Origin of the sequence: Actimicrobium sp. CCI2.3 (assembly GCF_035019065.1) — a bacterium.
In the GTDB taxonomy this organism is placed as follows: Bacteria; Pseudomonadota; Gammaproteobacteria; order Burkholderiales; family Burkholderiaceae_D; genus Actimicrobium.
Genome location: NZ_JASJWR010000010.1, coordinates 67,106 through 82,077, shown reverse-complemented (window position 1 = coordinate 82,077; position 14,972 = coordinate 67,106). Strand labels below are relative to the sequence as shown.

The following is a 14,972-nucleotide window of genomic DNA, read 5'->3' as shown; positions in this document are numbered from 1 at the left end:
GCGTCAATAAAAAAGCCCGGATCGTGCAAACGATCCGGGCTTTTTTTACGTGTACAAATCAGGGGATCAACGGTTTTTGCATCGCTTGTTTGGCGTGAATATCCGCCGTTGCCTTGTCAATCGCCGCGAGCCGGTAGGTTGTTGCTGGATGCAGCGCCGTGTAGCCATTGGTCGTTGCGATCGGATACTGGTTTGCAAGACGCTCCCAGAATGCCGATGCACCATCAATGTCGACACCGGCCCGCGCTGTCATGAAGAGCGCCATCACATCTGCCGCTGCATCAATGCTCTGGCTATAAGGCTTGATACCGGCAGTGCCGTTGATCATCCCCAGGTCGGGATTGACCCGGATCAGATTGTCGATCACACCGGCGATGGTGGCGCTGCTACGCAATCGCACGGGATGGTTCAGCGCGTTGTGGGCCATCTCGCGCGCCAGCACATACGCGAGATCCTGATCGGATTTGGCATAGGCAAGCATGCCGCGTGTTACCAGTACGCGGTAGCCATCGGAATACGCGTTGACGGCATCGGTATTGCCCAGTTCAACCCGGAACGCGCAGGCCATCGTGAGTGGCACGTCGAACACCATCTGGCGGTTGTTCCGCAAGACGGTCAGTTTGACATTGCCGCGGGACGTCACCATCGGCGCCAATAACGCCGCGGTCTGACGTTCGGCGTTAGGGCCTTGCGGTAGCGATTTCTCATTAACCGAAAGCAAAATATCGCCGCGTAGAACGCCGACCTTGTCGGCTCCGCTACCGGGGAGCACACCGGTCACGCGCAAGCGTTCGTCGAGCTGGAGCAGCTTTTGTGCGGCAGGGGTGAATTCGGTCGAATAGGAATATTTGGTCTTTGCAGTGAAACCGAGCAAGCGGCGTGCATTGCGTTTGCACAGTGCCGGATTGTTGACCAGCAGAGGACCCGCTACCCGATCCAGTCGGTCTTGCAGGTCGACTAACTGACGTAACGCGGTCTCTTCTGCCGATGTCACCACCGGCACCGGCGCTGGCGCTGCCGGTAACGGTGCGGCTGCTTTGGTAACGGTCGAGGAGGATGAATCAGGTGCTGTGGTCGGGGCGGGTGTCGCACAGGCGGCCAGTAGTGCGGCAACGCCGAGGGCGATCAAGGTTGAACGGCAATGCTGTCTAGTCAGTTCAACCACTTCAAGCATTTTTTTCTCCATTAATGTTTTCCGGTACTACCGAAACCTGCTTCGCCGCGGGTGCTGTCGGCAAAGTCCTCGACCACATGAAAACCGACCTGCAGCACTGGCACGATCACCAGTTGGGCAAGCCGGTCCATGGGTTCCAGCGTGAATGCAGTCTGACCGCGATTCCAGGTCGATACCATCAATTGACCCTGGTAGTCGGAGTCGATCAGCCCGACCAAGTTCCCCAGCACGATGCCGTGTTTGTGACCTAACCCGCTGCGCGGCAAAATCATCGCGGCATAACCGGGATCGGCAAGATGGATCGCCAGGCCGGTCGGCACCAGATGGGTTTCCCCGGGCTGAAGGGTCAGAGGTGCATCGAGGCAGGCACGCAAGTCAAGGCCCGCACTGCCGCTGGTGGCATAGGCCGGCAACAGGTTTTGCATGCGCGGATCGAGGATTTTGATGGCGATGGTTTTGAGGGTCATGGCGGAGTCAGTGGACATGCATGCGCAGGCGTTCGCTGATCTCGGTGATCAGCTGACGCGCCAGGATCTGTTTGTGCGCAGGCGGGAAATGAATCTCGGTATTGGCATCGAACAGCACCAGTTCGTTGTCGTCTTTGCCGAAGGTGGAGTGAGCGATGTTGCCGACCAGTAACGGGACGCCCTTGCGGGCGCGCTTGGCCTTGCCGTGCTTGAGCAGGTCCTCGGACTCGGCTGCAAATCCGACGCAATAGGGCTTGTCCGGCAGCGCGGCGACCGTCGCGAGGATATCCGGATTGGACGAAAATTCGAGCGGCGGCATCGCACCATCGGCAGTTTTTTTCAGCTTCTGTTCGCTGGCGTTGGTGACGCGCCAGTCGGCAACGGCGGCGACCGCGATGAAGAGATCCTGGCCGCTTGCGTGGCTGAGGACGATATCGAACATTTGCTGCGCCGTCTGCACATCGATGCGCTGTACGCCGGTCGGTGTGGCGAGGGCCGTCGGGCCGGACACCAGCATCACTTCGGCACCGGCTTCGCGGGCCGCACGAGCCAGCGCGTAACCCATTTTTCCCGACGACAAATTGGTGATGCCGCGCACCGGATCGATCGGTTCAAAGGTCGGACCGGCCGTAATCAGGACACGTTTGCCGAGCAACACCTTGGGCTGGAATGCGGCAATCACGTCGTCGAGCAGCTGCATCGGTTCGAGCATGCGGCCCATGCCGGTTTCGCCGCAGGCCTGGTCGCCTGCATCCGGGCCGAGAATCTGCACACCATCGGCGACGAGCTGTTTGACATTGCGTTGGGTAGCGGCGTTTTGCCACATCTCGACATTCATTGCCGGGGCGACCAACAGCGGCAGCATGGCGGGCCGTGCGACGCACAAGGTCGAGAGCAAATCATCACAGCGGCCCTGTGCCAGCTTGGCGATGAAGTCGGCCGAGCAGGGCGCAATGACGATGGCATCGGCGTTGCGGGTCAGGTCGATATGCGCCATGTTGTTGGCGATCCGGGCATCCCATTGATCGGTGTAGACCGGATGGCCAGACAGTGCCTGCATCGTCACTGGCGTCATGAAATGGGTCGCCGCATCGGTCATGACCACTTGCACGGTGGCACCAGACTTGATCAACGCCCGCGTCAGTTCGGCAGCCTTGTAACCGGCGATGCCGCCGGTCAGTCCCAGTACGATATGTTTTCCTGCCAGATCCATGACGACTCCGCTGGGTTATTTGTTGACGCGGCGCAGTTCGTCGAGGACGAACAGGATGGCACCGATACAGATGGTGCTATCGGCCACGTTGAAAGCTGGCCAGTGCCAGCCGGCGAGATGGATATCGAGGAAGTCGATCACGTAGCCGTGCATGCCGCGATCGATGACATTACCAATAGCGCCGCCAAGGATCAGTGTCAGCGCCCAGCAAAACAGGCGCTGACCGGCATTGCGTTTGAGCAGGTAGATGATAAAGACGGCCGCAGCAGTACCGAGAGCAGTAAAGAAATATCGCTGCCAGCCAGACTCATTGGCCAGGAAGCTGAACGCCGCACCCTGGTTATGGGCCAGCACCAGATTAAAAAAAGACGTGACCGGTAGCGATTCGCCATACGTGAACAGCTTGGTGATCGTGATCTTGGTCAGCTGGTCAATCAGGACGATGATCGCTGCGATGCCCAGCCACGCGCCGAGGCCCGATTGTGGCTTGGTCGAAAAACGGTTTTTGGTAGCCATGGAATCAGTCAGTCAAAAAAAGCAAAGTTAAACAGGATTACGCAAAATAACGCGTTTCACCGGCACCAAACAGATTGGCCACACAGCGGCCGCACAGTTCCGGCGTCGCCGCATCGCGGCCCACATCGGCCCGATAATGCCAGCAACGCTCGCATTTTTGTTCGGTGGAGGGCGTGACGATCACCGATTCGTCGGTCTCGGCCGTGACCTGAGTGACGCTTGCTTGCGACGTAATCATCACGAAGCGCAAGTCATCGCCCAGGCTAGTGAGCAAATCGAATTTCGCGCCACTGGCACGCAGTTCGATTTCAGCTTGCAACGATGAGCCGATGCCACCGGCGATCCGTACTTCTTCGAGCTGCTTCGAGACTTCGGTGCGCACGTCACGCAAGGCGGCATAACGCTCAAGCAAGGCATCGGCCCCTGCCACCGCCGGCACGACCCAGCCGGTTTGCGTGAAGATGGTCTCGTCGCTGGCCGCGAAGGCGACCGGATCGGCAAAGAGTGCCCACGCTTCTTCGGCCGTGAACGACAGGACCGGTGCCATCAGGCGCAGCAAAGTGTGCGTGATATGCCAGAGCGCAGTCTGGGCCGAGCGACGCGCGACCGACCCGACACCGGCGGTGTAAAGCCGGTCCTTCAGCACATCCAGATAGAAGCCACCAAGATCTTCCGAGCAGTACATCTGCAGCTTCGATGTCACCGGCTGGAATTCATGGATCTCGTAATGCGCCATGATTTCGGCCTGCAATTGCGTGATGCGAGCCAGCGCGTAGCGGTCCACTTCGAGCATGTCGGCAACGGGTATGGCATTGACCGTCGCATCGAAGTCCGACGTATTGGCCAGCAAAAAACGCAGCGTATTACGGATACGACGATAGCTTTCGGTGACGCGCTTGAGAATTTCGTCGGAGATCGACAGTTCGCCCGAATAGTCGGTCGAACCCACCCACAGGCGCAGGATGTCGGCACCGAGCGAGTCGACGATTTTTTGCGGCGCGACCACGTTGCCGACCGACTTGGACATTTTTTTTCCTTCGCCATCGACAACAAAACCATGCGTGAGCAAGGTCTTGTAGGGGGCGCAGCCATTGAGCATCGACGACGTCAGCAATGACGAATGGAACCAGCCGCGATGCTGGTCCGAGCCTTCGAGGTACAGGTCAGCCGGGAAGTGCGACGACTGTGCATGCGAGCCACGCAGCACGGTCTGATGCGTGGTGCCGGAATCGAACCAGACGTCGAGCGTGTCCTTGTTCTTGATGTACTGGTCGGCCTCGTCGCCCAGCAAGTCTCTCGGCTCAATGGTCAGCCAGGCATCGATGCCGGCGACTTCAACGCGCTGGGCAATTTCTTCGAGCAGCTCCGGCGTACGCGGATGCAGGTCACCGGTTTCCTTGTGCACGAAGAATGCCATCGGCACACCCCACTGGCGTTGCCGTGACAGCGTCCAGTCAGGCCGGTTGGCAATCATCCCGTGCAGGCGTGCCTTGCCCCATCCCGGATAAAACGTGGTCGCGTCGATGCCGGCCAGCGCGGTTTCGCGCAAGGTCGGGCCGCCATCTTTGGGCGTGCGATCCATACCGGCAAACCACTGCGACGTGGCGCGGTAGATGATCGGCGTCTTATGGCGCCAGCAATGCATGTAGCTGTGATCGAACATCACCAGCTTCAACAGCGCACCGGCTTCATCGAGCTTGCTGCAGATCGGCTTCGAGGCTTCCCAGATCGTCATGCCGCCGAAGAACGGTAACCCTGACGCATAGCGGCCATCGCCCATCACCGGGTTAAGCATCTCGTCATCCTTCATGCCATGCGCGCGGCAGGACAAGAAGTCGTCGACGCCATAGGCCGGTGACGAGTGAACAATGCCGGTACCGGTATCGAGCGCAACATACTCGGCCAGATAGATCGGCGAGAGGCGGTCATAGCCGGGATCGGTGTCGGCCAGCGGATGCCTGAAGGCGATCAGTGACAAGGCCTCGCCCTTGCAGGTAGCGATCACGCTGCCTTCCAGTCCGTAGCGTTTCAGGCAGGCTTCGACCAGGTCCAGCGCAAGGATCAGCAGCAGCGGTTCGCCGTTACGCGTGGTGTGCACCAGCGCGTAATCGAATTCGGGATGCACGTTCATGGCCTGATTGGCCGGGATGGTCCACGGTGTCGTGGTCCAGATCACGCAGTAGCCGCGCTCGGTCGGCAGCGCAGCCAGGCCAAAGGCAGCGGCGATTTTTTCGGGCTGGGCAAAGGCGAAGCCGACATCGATGGCCGGGTCGCGCTTGTCCTGATATTCGACTTCGGCTTCGGCCAGCGCCGAACCGCAATCGAAGCACCAGTTGACCGGTTTGAGGCCACGGTACACATAGCCTTTTTGCAGGATGGTGCCGAGGGCGCGCAGCTCGTCGGCTTCATTGCCGAAGTTCATCGTGGTGTACGGATTGTCCCATTCGCCGAGCACGCCCAGCCGGATGAAATCGAGCTTCTGGCGTTCGATCTGGACGGTCGCATAGGCACGCGATTTTTCCAGCACGTCGGCCGTTGGCAAGCTCTTGCCGTATTGTTTTTCGATCTGGATCTCGATCGGCATGCCATGGCAATCCCAGCCCGGCACATACGGTGCATCGAAGCCGGCCAGATTGCGCGACTTGACCACGATGTCCTTCAATACCTTATTGACCGCATGGCCGATGTGAATGTCGCCATTGGCATATGGCGGGCCGTCATGCAGCACGAACAGTGGACGCCCTTTGGCGGCCTTGCGCACGCGTTCGTACAGCTTTTTTTCCTGCCACGACTTGATCCATTGCGGCTCGCGCTTGGCGAGGTCGCCGCGCATCGGGAACGGCGTGTCGGGCATGTTGACCGGATACTTGCTGGCAGGTTTTCCTGCGGCTTTGCCGGCGGGTTTGTTCGGTTTGTTATCGGACATGGGATTTCTTTGAAGAGAGTCTGGAGTCGGGTGCAGCGGGCTGGTCACTGACCACTTCCCGCCGGGCGGTGCCTGCGATGAAGCGCGTCAAATTCGGTCGGTCGCCGACAACGCCACCGCGCTGGCATCGCGAAAATAAGCGCGCGCGTTGTTGGCATCGTTGGCAATGGCTGCCGTCAGCGAAGGCAGGTCAGTGTACTTTTGCTCGGAGCGTAATTTTTTCAGAAATTCAATCCGGATCAGTTTGCCATAGCAGTTGGCCGCGAAGTCGAACAGATGTGTTTCGAGAAGTACACGCCCGCTGTCATCGACGGTCGGACGCACGCCGATACTGGCCACGCCTGGCAGTGGCTGCGCAGCCAAACCGTGTACTTGCACGACATAGATGCCGCTCAGTGCAGGATGCTTGTGGGTGACCGCCAGATTGAGGGTCGGAAAGCCGATGGTGCGGCCGAGCTTTTTACCGTGGATGACATGGCCCGAGATCGCATACGGATGGCCCAGCATCTGATGGGCTTGGGTGAAATTGCCCGCTTCCAGCGCCATGCGGATCGCCGAAGACGAAATCCGTGTGCCGTCATGCTGCACCGTTGGCAAGGTCTCGACCTGAAAACCATAGCGTTGTCCAGCCTCGATCAGCATCGCGACATTGCCGGCGCGACGTGCGCCAAAACAGAAGTCTTCACCGATCATCAGCCATTTCACGTGCAAGCCGTCGACCAGAATGTCGCGAATGAATTCTTCGGGAGTCAGTGCGGCGAAATGCGCATTGAAATGCTGGACGATGACGCGATCGATGCCGGCCTGATTGAGCGAGCGCAATTTGTCACGCAGATTGGCGATGCGGGCAGGGGCCTTGGCCGGATCGCCCTGGACCCGGGCGAAGTATTCGCGCGGGTGCGGCTCGAACGTCATGACTGCCGAATCGAGTCCGAGCTTGCCGGCGGCTTCGGACATGCGCGCCAGCAAAGCCTGATGGCCAAGATGAACGCCGTCAAAATTGCCAATCGTCAGTGCGCAGGGCGCACGGGCCGCAGCATTGGGTAATCCGCGAAATACCTTCATGGGGTCACAGTGGGGAGCAATCGGAAAGCCTTGGATTATAGATGCTTTCGGTGGCTTTCTTGCTGGAAGAGCAGGATAACCACGCATCCCGCTCTTCTGCCGTCACTGAACGCGCGCCTTCTCGCAGCGCGACTTGCTGCCATCGACCTGACAACGGTTGACCTGGCGACCTGTCGTATCCCATACCCGCACGTCCCATTGCCGTGCGCCACTGCGCTCCATGGTCATGTAACCGAAGCCGCCGGTCCATGCACTGACGTTGTCGACGATGGCACCGGGTGCTGGCGTGGCATCGGCTGGCAGGATGTCGGGCAACGGCACCAGGTCTTCCATCGTGCCCGAGAAGCCGGTGATGAACTGGCTCGGATGCGCACTGGCAAAGCTGACCTGTTGCCACAGATGGGTATGGCCGGACAGCAATGTATCGATGCGCGGCGGCATGATCAACGGATTGATCGCACCAAACACCGACTGAATCCCCTGATTGCCTGGCAAGACGTCAATACCGCCCTGCTTGTTTTTGCGGGCATAAAAACCCAGGATAGGCTGGTGATTGGCGCCGATGTTGGTGCTGGCGTGCTGCGACAGTTGCTCGACCTGACGATACATCGCGCGGTATTTGGCGACGCGGACATCCGTCGCCGCGATCGGGCTGCCGGTGGTGTTGGAAGTGTCGAGCACGATGACTTGCGCATCACCGCCAAGCGGCACGGCGTACGCATCACTGAAATCACCCTGATCGTCATTGACCGCATCGTTGCAGTCGCGCCCGACTTGCAGTGGTCGCGGGTCAAGCATGCGCCACCAGCCTTGTCCGGCGCGGCTGCAGGATTCGTGATTGCCACGTACCAGAACCCACGGTGCGGCTTGCAGCAAGGGCGCTCCCGGCTGGAAAAAATCCTCGCGCCAGGCATCCCAGCCATAGCCCCAGCTACTGCCAGCACAGCCGGCATTGCCATCGGGACAGGCGTTTTCGCGATAGTGATAATCACCGACATGGATGACCAGGTCAGGCTGCCAGCGGGCGGCGGCGGCGGCGATGCGGGCAAACGGATACTGCTCGGCATCGTTGCAGGGCTGGTAAGCCTGATCGCTTTTCTTCAGGCGGCAACCGGTATCGCCGATGACGACGATGCGGTTGGACTCGGGTTTTGGCAGCGGTAATGAGCGACCTGCGACGCTCGCGGAAGTCGTGTGCGGTGGCAGGATTTTTTCACAGGTCAGCAATGGGAAGGCGGACGGCTTGGAGTCGGCCGGAGCGGAGCGGGTAGTGCGCTGCGCGACGGTGCCGGCAGGCGCGCGCACGTCCATCGCCACATCCACCCCGTCAAGACGAATGACCGGGCATTGTGCCGCGTCGGTGAGCACGCGTGCGACCGGCTGGCCCTGCTCGCCGAGGACAACGAAGCTCGTCATGTTGCTTGCTGCGGCAGGCTTGTCCGTGACGGGTATCGCCGTGCAGCCAGCAACGAGCAGCGGCAAAATGCATAGCGTGCGATTGAATTGGGTAAAAGAAAATTGGGTAAAAGAAAATTGAGTAAGGGAAAATTGAGTAAGAGAGATCATGCAGTACTCCTGAAGCCGGAATGGAAAAGTCCGACGGAAAACGATTTTCCGTCGGACTGTCAAACAGATCTGAAAGTTTAGAACAAGACGTTGATCGACGCCATCACGCTGCGTTCCGGCTGGAACAGAAAGGTATCACCGGCAGCCGCAACGCCATAATTGGCGGTGCCAGCGGTGGTGTTGACTGGCTTGACGGCAATCACGTCCTGCTTGTTGAACAGGTTGTAAATACCGAACTGCAGCTTCATGCTTTTTACGCCCATGCCAGGATTGGCAAAGGTGTAGCTGGCATTGAGATTGGTGGCGGTGATCGGGTTGAGCTTGTAGCCCTGATCATCGAGTGCATAGGTCGTGCCGGTGCGCTTGTAGATCAGCGAGCCGGACCAGCCAGCCATCTGATATAGCAAGCCCAGTGCCGCCGTCGAGTTCGGTACGGTAGCGACGGTCAGTCCGGTGGCCTTCGATTCGGCTCGGTTGAGCGAGCCGTTCGTGTAGAGCGACAAGCCGTTCATGAACGCGTACGTGACTTGACCTTCCAGGCCTTTGTAAGTCACGCCGCCCTGGTTGTAATACACCGGCTGGGCATCGGTACCCGGCAAGATCGCGAACTTGTTGCTGAAATCAATGTAGTACAGATCGGCATCAAACAGCAGCTTGTCGGTCTTGTGGACCACGCCCAACTGGTAATTGGTGGAGCGCTGTGGTTCGATCGACGAGGCATCGGCCTTGGTGCTCTGGAACAGGCTGATGTCCGGTACCAGCATGCCCTTGGCATATTGGGCATAGGTCGACCAGATCGGGCTGAGCTTGTAGTTCGCGGTCAGGAACGGCAAGGTGGCGTGGAAATCCTTGCTGATCTGCTGCGGCAAGCGCGCGGTCTGATTCACCGAAGCATCGATCGTGAGCTTGGTCAGCATGGTCTTGATGCCGGGCGTGATGGTCAGGTCCGGCGTAGCAGCCCACTCGAACTCGGCGAAAGGCTGATAACTTTTCCAGCCGGATTTCTGCTCGTACTTGACGTTGTTGATGCCAGTGAATACACCCGCAACAGCGGCTTCCTTGTAGCTTGGCAGCATCGTCAGCAAATTGAAATCATAGGTGCTGCGGTGCGTGTCGGCTTGCTCCAGCCAGACGCCGGTGCGGGCCAGGCCAGCATCGAACTGCTTGCTGACCTTGAAGATGTCGCCGGTGACCTTGTACTCGTTGGTCTTGACATAGCCGGGCATCTGGCCAGCCAGTTTGCTGCCGTTAGCATTGACCACGCTGCCGAATCCGACGCCGGGCAGGTTGCCGCTGTCGGCTGCCAGCGTGGTGTTGGTGTAATTGTAGTGATACAGATTGTTGTCGACCGCCCAGCCGTTGCCGAGGTCGCTTTGCAGACGGATGTAGTTCAGGTTGGTGGTCTTGTCAGCCCGGTTGTAGCCGTAGTAATTGGCTTGGGTCGGATCATTGCTCAGTACGTAATTTTTGCCGTACTGGGCTACTTGCGCCATCGTCAGGCCATTGTCCTTGTCGGGCTGGTAGTAGTAGTTCTTGTTGTAGTTGGTGTTGACGGTCAGCAGCGTGTTGCTGCCGAGCGGCTTCTCCAGTTTGAACATGATGCTGTCGCCCTGAATGGCGCTGAACGTGCGGGCGCCATCGCTGCTGAGGCGCTGGACATTGAACGCGATGCGGGCATCACCCAGATCAGTGAGGGTGCCGGTGTCGACACGGGTGCCGATCAGCTTGGTGTTCCACGTACCGTAGGCCGCAAACGGCGAGACCGATTGGCGCTCCGAAACTTCGCGTGATTGCAGATTGACCGAGCCGCCAAAAGTGGCCTGACCAAAGTCGCTGGCCTTGCCGGGACCGCGTTCGACGACCACGCCACCGATTACGCTGGCAGGGAAGTAGGCGGTCGAGTGATGCGTGGCACCGTTGGTGTCACCAAATGGAATGCCATCAAAAGTGACGTTGAACTCGCCATCCTTGAAACCGCGCAAGCCATTCTTGGCCTCGCCCAGGCCGGGCCCGTTGGCCGAAATGCCGCCGGTGACGCTAGGTGCAATCGCGGTGATCGCGGTGTAGTCGCTCACTGGCGAGATCGAGCTCTCGATGAATGAACGGTTGATCACCGATTGCGGCTGCGTCGCTGCCAGCGATGTCTGGCTAGGTGCCATCATCGCCGCCGTGACTTTTGAGGCCGACACCTGAACGCGGGTATTGGATTGCGATTCGGATTGGGTGTCGGTATTGTCGTCAGCGGCAAATGCGGAACTGACCGCACAAGCAAGCAGTGTCAAGACGAAACTGGCCGGCAAGGCACGGCGAATAATCTGGCAAGTCATTTTTTTATTTTCCCTGGTAGTGATTGAGATTTTCAATCTGCGGGCAGGATAAGATGGAAAGATGACATGGCAATTACCGAACGCTGACTAACTCATGACAAAGGCAATGTACTGGATGTTGGTTGTCGCATGGGTGTGGGCTTGCATCAGGCAGGGCATTGCACCGCGCCGCGTTCACTCCGTGCTATCTCCCCACGCACCGGCCAGCATCGCGAGCGCCGCCAGTCCGGCGGTTTCGGTACGCAGCACGCGCGGCCCCATCGACAAGGCGATCGCGCCATGGGCGATGGCCAGATTTTCTTCGTCGTCGCTGAGGCCACCTTCCGGTCCGATCAGCAGCGTCACTGCTTGCGGCGGTTGGTGGCGCGCCCAGTCGGCCAGCGATTGACTGGCGCGCGGCGACAGCAAAATTCGCTTGTGGATATCCTGCTGCGCGATCCAGCGATTGAAGTCGGTCACCGGAGCCAAATGCGCCAGCCGGTTGCGCCCGCTCTGTTCGCTGGCGCTGATGACGATGCCGTGCCAGTGCGCCTGGCGTTTCTCCGCGCGTTCGGCCGACAGTCGCACGACGCAGCGTTGTGCGGACAAGGGCTGGACACCGGCGACACCAAGTTCGACGGCTTTCTCGATGATCCAGTCCATCTTGGAGGACTCTGGCAATGCTTGCGCCAGCGTGATGGCATACGGCAGCTCGACCGAGCGCGCCGTGCAGGTCTTGACCTCGACAGTGACGCGTTTTTTTTCCAGTAGCGTGAGGGTCGCGCCGTACTCGTTACCGTCGCCATTAAAAAGCGTGACCACGGCACCGGCCTGCAGGCGGATCACCTGAACGTGGTGCGCGACGTGATCGGGCAAGGCCAGGATGTCGCCAACGGCAAGTGGCGATGGGCAATGGAATCGGGGCATGAAAGACCTTGTAGATGAAGCAATGCCGCAGAGTCTGCACCATGTCACCCGGATCGGCCAGTGTTGCTGCAGACGCGATGACGGATTTGGCGGTAGCTGACGGTACCGGTCTGGTAAAATGCGGGCTTCCTGCTGATGCCTGCCCGTAAATTTGTCCGGCCAGTCCGAGAGACGATTCGGCGGCAGCATCCCACCCCATTTTTCATGTGATCACGATGACTTCATTGCAAACCACAAACAATATGGCCAACGCGATCCGCGCGCTGGCGATGGACGCCGTCCAGAAGGCCAACTCCGGCCATCCGGGCATGCCGATGGGAATGGCTGATATCGCCGTGGCCTTGTGGTCCGAGCATTACAGTCACAATCCGGCCGACCCGCGCTGGATTAACCGCGACCGCTTCGTGCTGTCCAATGGCCACGGATCGATGCTGCATTACGCGCTGCTGCACCTGAGCGGCTATGACTTGCCGATGGACGAATTGCGCAATTTCCGCCAACTGCATTCGAAGACGCCCGGTCATCCTGAAGTCGACGTCACTCCCGGCATCGAAACCACCACCGGTCCGCTTGGCCAGGGCCTGACCAATGCGGTCGGCATGGCACTCGCTGAAAAACTGCTGGCTGCCGAATTCAATCAACCCGGTTTCGACGTCGTCGATCATCACACCTACACCTTCGTCGGCGATGGCTGCCTGATGGAAGGCATTTCGCACGAAGCCTGTTCGCTGGCCGGCGTATTACGCCTGTCGAAGCTGATCGTGCTGTACGACGACAACGGCATTTCGATCGACGGCAAGGTGGCAGGCTGGTTCGGTGACGATACCCCGAAGCGCTTTGATGCCTACGGCTGGAATGTCATTCCCGCCGTGGATGGCCATGATGTCGCCGCGGTATCCGCCGCGATTGCCGCTGCCAAACTGGCCGACAAGCCAACGCTGATCTGCTGCAAAACAGTCATCGGCAAAGGCTCGCCGAATCTGCAAGGTTCCGACAAGGTCCATGGCGCGGCGCTCGGCGACAAGGAAATCACCGCAGTACGTGAAGCGATCGGCTGGCATGCGGCACCGTTCGAGATTCCTGCCGAAGTCTACGCAGCATGGGATGCCAAGCTTCCCGGTGCCGCGCGTCAGGCTGCATGGAATGCCTTGTTTGCGGCCTACAGCGAGCGTTTCCCGCAACTGGCCGGTGAACTGCTGCGCCGCATGAACGGCGAGTTGCCGGGCAATTTTGATGCGACCGTCGCGCACTACATCGCCACCTGTATCGACAAAAAAGAAACCATCGCCACCCGCAAGGCCAGCCAGAATGCGATTCAGGCTTATGCGCAAGTGCTGCCTGAATTTCTCGGCGGTTCGGCCGACCTGACCGGCTCGAACCTGACCAACTGGAAAGAATGCATCGCGGTGCGGGCCGACCAGCTCGGCAACCACATCAACTACGGCGTGCGCGAATTCGGCATGAGCGCGATGATGAACGGCATCACGCTGCACGGTGGCTACATCCCGTTCGGTGCCACCTTCCTGACCTTTTCCGACTACAGCCGTAATGCGCTGCGCATGGCCGCGCTGATGAAAATCCGTTCGATCTTCGTGTTCACGCATGATTCGATCGGTCTGGGCGAAGACGGCCCGACTCACCAATCGGTCGAGCATGTCTCAAGCATGCGCCTGATCCCGAACCTCGATAACTGGCGTCCGTGCGATACCGTCGAATCGGCGGTCGCGTGGCAGCAGGCCGTGCTGCGCAAGAACGGTCCGAGCACGCTGATTTTCTCGCGCCAGAATTTGCCGTATCAGGAACGCAGCGCGCAACAGGTGGCCGACATCGCGCGCGGTGGCTACATCCTGCGTGATGTTGCCGATGCCAAAGCAATCCTGATTGCCACCGGCTCCGAAATCGAACTGGCGGTCAAGGCCGCCGATGCACTCGCCGCTGCCGGTGTCGCGGTGCGCGTGGTGTCGATGCCGAGTACCGATGTGTACGATCGTCAGGATGCCGCTTACAAGGCCGGCGTGCTGACCAAAGGTGTGCCGCGCGTGGCCATCGAAGCCGGTGTCACCGACTTCTGGTACAAATACGTCGGGCTTGAAGGTGAAGTCATCGGCATCGATACGTTTGGCGAATCGGCCCCGGCACCCGAGCTGTTCAAGCACTTCGGCTTTACCGTCGAGAACGTCGTTGCCGCAGTCCAGCGGACCCTCGCTTGAACGCGGTAGACGCGACATTTTTGCGGGCAGCCACGCCCGACGATGCCGAAGGCATTGCAATGGTGCGCATCGATAGCTGGCGCAAGACGTATCACGACATCATGCCCGACGATTATCTCGACAACATGGAAGTCGAAGACAGCATGCAGTTGTGGCATCGGGTGCTCAGTGCCCCTTCGTCCAGGACCTCGGTCTTCGTCGCCGAACTCGATGGGGACGTGGTCGGTTTTGCCGCTGGCAAGATGCTCGATGAACCGAAGTTCGGGCTCGATGCCGAGCTGGCGGCGATCTATCTGATTCCCGATCTGCAACGCGCTGGTATTGGCAGCCGACTCGTGACGATGGTGGCGCAGGCGCAGCAGGCGCAGGGCGCGCACGGACTACTCACCTGGGTGATTTCGGAAAACAGGATTGCCCGTCAATTCTTTGAAAAACGTCAGGCCGAACTGCTCATCGAGCAAGCCTACCAGTGGGATGGCATCGATCTGCTCGAAGTCGGTTATGGCTGGCGCGACCTGAGTCTGTTTTCGCCGCACTGACGCCGCAACGGGTTATCGGGTCGATGATCGGATGATTTGACACTGGCACTTTTTGACAGATTT

Annotated in this window: 11 protein-coding genes; 2 read left to right on the top strand and 9 right to left on the bottom strand. The window is 59.4% G+C overall.

The genetic code is table 11. The annotated features are described in order from the left end of the window. Window positions 1-58: 58 nt before the first annotated feature. From QN370_RS07780 to QN370_RS07740, 9 genes are all read right to left on the bottom strand, one after another. Complete coding sequence (locus QN370_RS07780; protein ID WP_323581705.1) at window positions 59-1,174, bottom strand: M48 family metalloprotease; 1,116 nt, start codon at window positions 1,172-1,174, stop codon at window positions 59-61. An 11-nt stretch (window positions 1,175-1,185) separates the two neighbouring features. Then, window positions 1,186-1,641: a dUTP diphosphatase gene (gene dut, locus QN370_RS07775; protein ID WP_322129186.1), complete on the bottom strand. Its 456-nt coding sequence runs from the start codon at window positions 1,639-1,641 to the stop codon at window positions 1,186-1,188. Window positions 1,642-1,648: 7 nt separating this feature from the next. Continuing rightward, window positions 1,649-2,854, bottom strand: coding sequence for a bifunctional phosphopantothenoylcysteine decarboxylase/phosphopantothenate--cysteine ligase CoaBC (coaBC, locus tag QN370_RS07770; RefSeq protein WP_322128500.1), 1,206 nt, complete (start codon window positions 2,852-2,854; stop codon window positions 1,649-1,651). 15 nt (window positions 2,855-2,869) lie between these two features. Then, complete coding sequence (gene lspA, locus QN370_RS07765) at window positions 2,870-3,370, bottom strand: signal peptidase II (RefSeq protein WP_322128499.1); 501 nt, start codon at window positions 3,368-3,370, stop codon at window positions 2,870-2,872. Window positions 3,371-3,407: 37 nt separating this feature from the next. After that, window positions 3,408-6,296, bottom strand: coding sequence for an isoleucine--tRNA ligase (gene ileS, locus QN370_RS07760; RefSeq protein WP_322128498.1), 2,889 nt, complete (start codon window positions 6,294-6,296; stop codon window positions 3,408-3,410). An 87-nt stretch (window positions 6,297-6,383) separates the two neighbouring features. After that, complete coding sequence (locus QN370_RS07755) at window positions 6,384-7,361, bottom strand: bifunctional riboflavin kinase/FAD synthetase (protein ID WP_322128497.1); 978 nt, start codon at window positions 7,359-7,361, stop codon at window positions 6,384-6,386. 102 nt (window positions 7,362-7,463) lie between these two features. Next, window positions 7,464-8,927, bottom strand: coding sequence for a metallophosphoesterase (locus tag QN370_RS07750; RefSeq protein ID WP_322128496.1), 1,464 nt, complete (start codon window positions 8,925-8,927; stop codon window positions 7,464-7,466). A 77-nt stretch (window positions 8,928-9,004) separates the two neighbouring features. Beyond that, on the bottom strand, window positions 9,005-11,254 hold the full coding sequence (locus QN370_RS07745) for a TonB-dependent receptor (protein WP_322128495.1): 2,250 nt from the start codon (window positions 11,252-11,254) through the stop codon (window positions 9,005-9,007). Between the two features lie 174 nt (window positions 11,255-11,428). Next, the gene (locus QN370_RS07740) at window positions 11,429-12,160 is read right to left on the bottom strand and encodes a 16S rRNA (uracil(1498)-N(3))-methyltransferase (protein WP_323581704.1); all 732 of its coding nucleotides are present in this window, start codon (window positions 12,158-12,160) and stop codon (window positions 11,429-11,431) included. A gap of 215 nt (window positions 12,161-12,375) precedes the next feature. On the opposite strand from QN370_RS07740, the gene tkt reads away from it, so the two are divergent. Both tkt and QN370_RS07730 read left to right on the top strand, forming a co-directional pair. After that, entirely contained in the window at window positions 12,376-14,370 is a 1,995-nt protein-coding gene (gene tkt, locus QN370_RS07735) for a transketolase (RefSeq protein ID WP_322128494.1), read from the top strand. Further along, on the top strand, window positions 14,367-14,909 hold the full coding sequence (locus tag QN370_RS07730) for a GNAT family N-acetyltransferase (RefSeq protein WP_322128493.1): 543 nt from the start codon (window positions 14,367-14,369) through the stop codon (window positions 14,907-14,909). The genes tkt and QN370_RS07730 overlap by 4 nt, the downstream gene beginning before the upstream one ends. The last annotated feature ends 63 nt before the right edge of the window (window positions 14,910-14,972 follow it).

Excerpts from the sequence above, each read along its gene's own strand:
- QN370_RS07745 (WP_322128495.1), bottom strand. The coding sequence starts at position 11,254 with ATGACTTGCCAGATTATTCGCCGTGCCTTGCCGGCCAGTTTCGTCTTG.
- QN370_RS07740 (WP_323581704.1), bottom strand. The coding sequence starts at position 12,160 with ATGCCCCGATTCCATTGCCCATCGCCACTTGCCGTTGGCGACATCCTG.
- coaBC (WP_322128500.1), bottom strand. The coding sequence starts at position 2,854 with ATGGATCTGGCAGGAAAACATATCGTACTGGGACTGACCGGCGGCATC.
- lspA (WP_322128499.1), bottom strand. The coding sequence starts at position 3,370 with ATGGCTACCAAAAACCGTTTTTCGACCAAGCCACAATCGGGCCTCGGC.
- QN370_RS07750 (WP_322128496.1), bottom strand. The coding sequence starts at position 8,927 with ATGATCTCTCTTACTCAATTTTCCCTTACTCAATTTTCTTTTACCCAA.
- tkt (WP_322128494.1), top strand. The coding sequence starts at position 12,376 with ATGACTTCATTGCAAACCACAAACAATATGGCCAACGCGATCCGCGCG.
- ileS (WP_322128498.1), bottom strand. The coding sequence starts at position 6,296 with ATGTCCGATAACAAACCGAACAAACCCGCCGGCAAAGCCGCAGGAAAA.
- QN370_RS07755 (WP_322128497.1), bottom strand. The coding sequence starts at position 7,361 with ATGAAGGTATTTCGCGGATTACCCAATGCTGCGGCCCGTGCGCCCTGC.
- dut (WP_322129186.1), bottom strand. The coding sequence starts at position 1,641 with ATGACCCTCAAAACCATCGCCATCAAAATCCTCGATCCGCGCATGCAA.
- QN370_RS07780 (WP_323581705.1), bottom strand. The coding sequence starts at position 1,174 with ATGCTTGAAGTGGTTGAACTGACTAGACAGCATTGCCGTTCAACCTTG.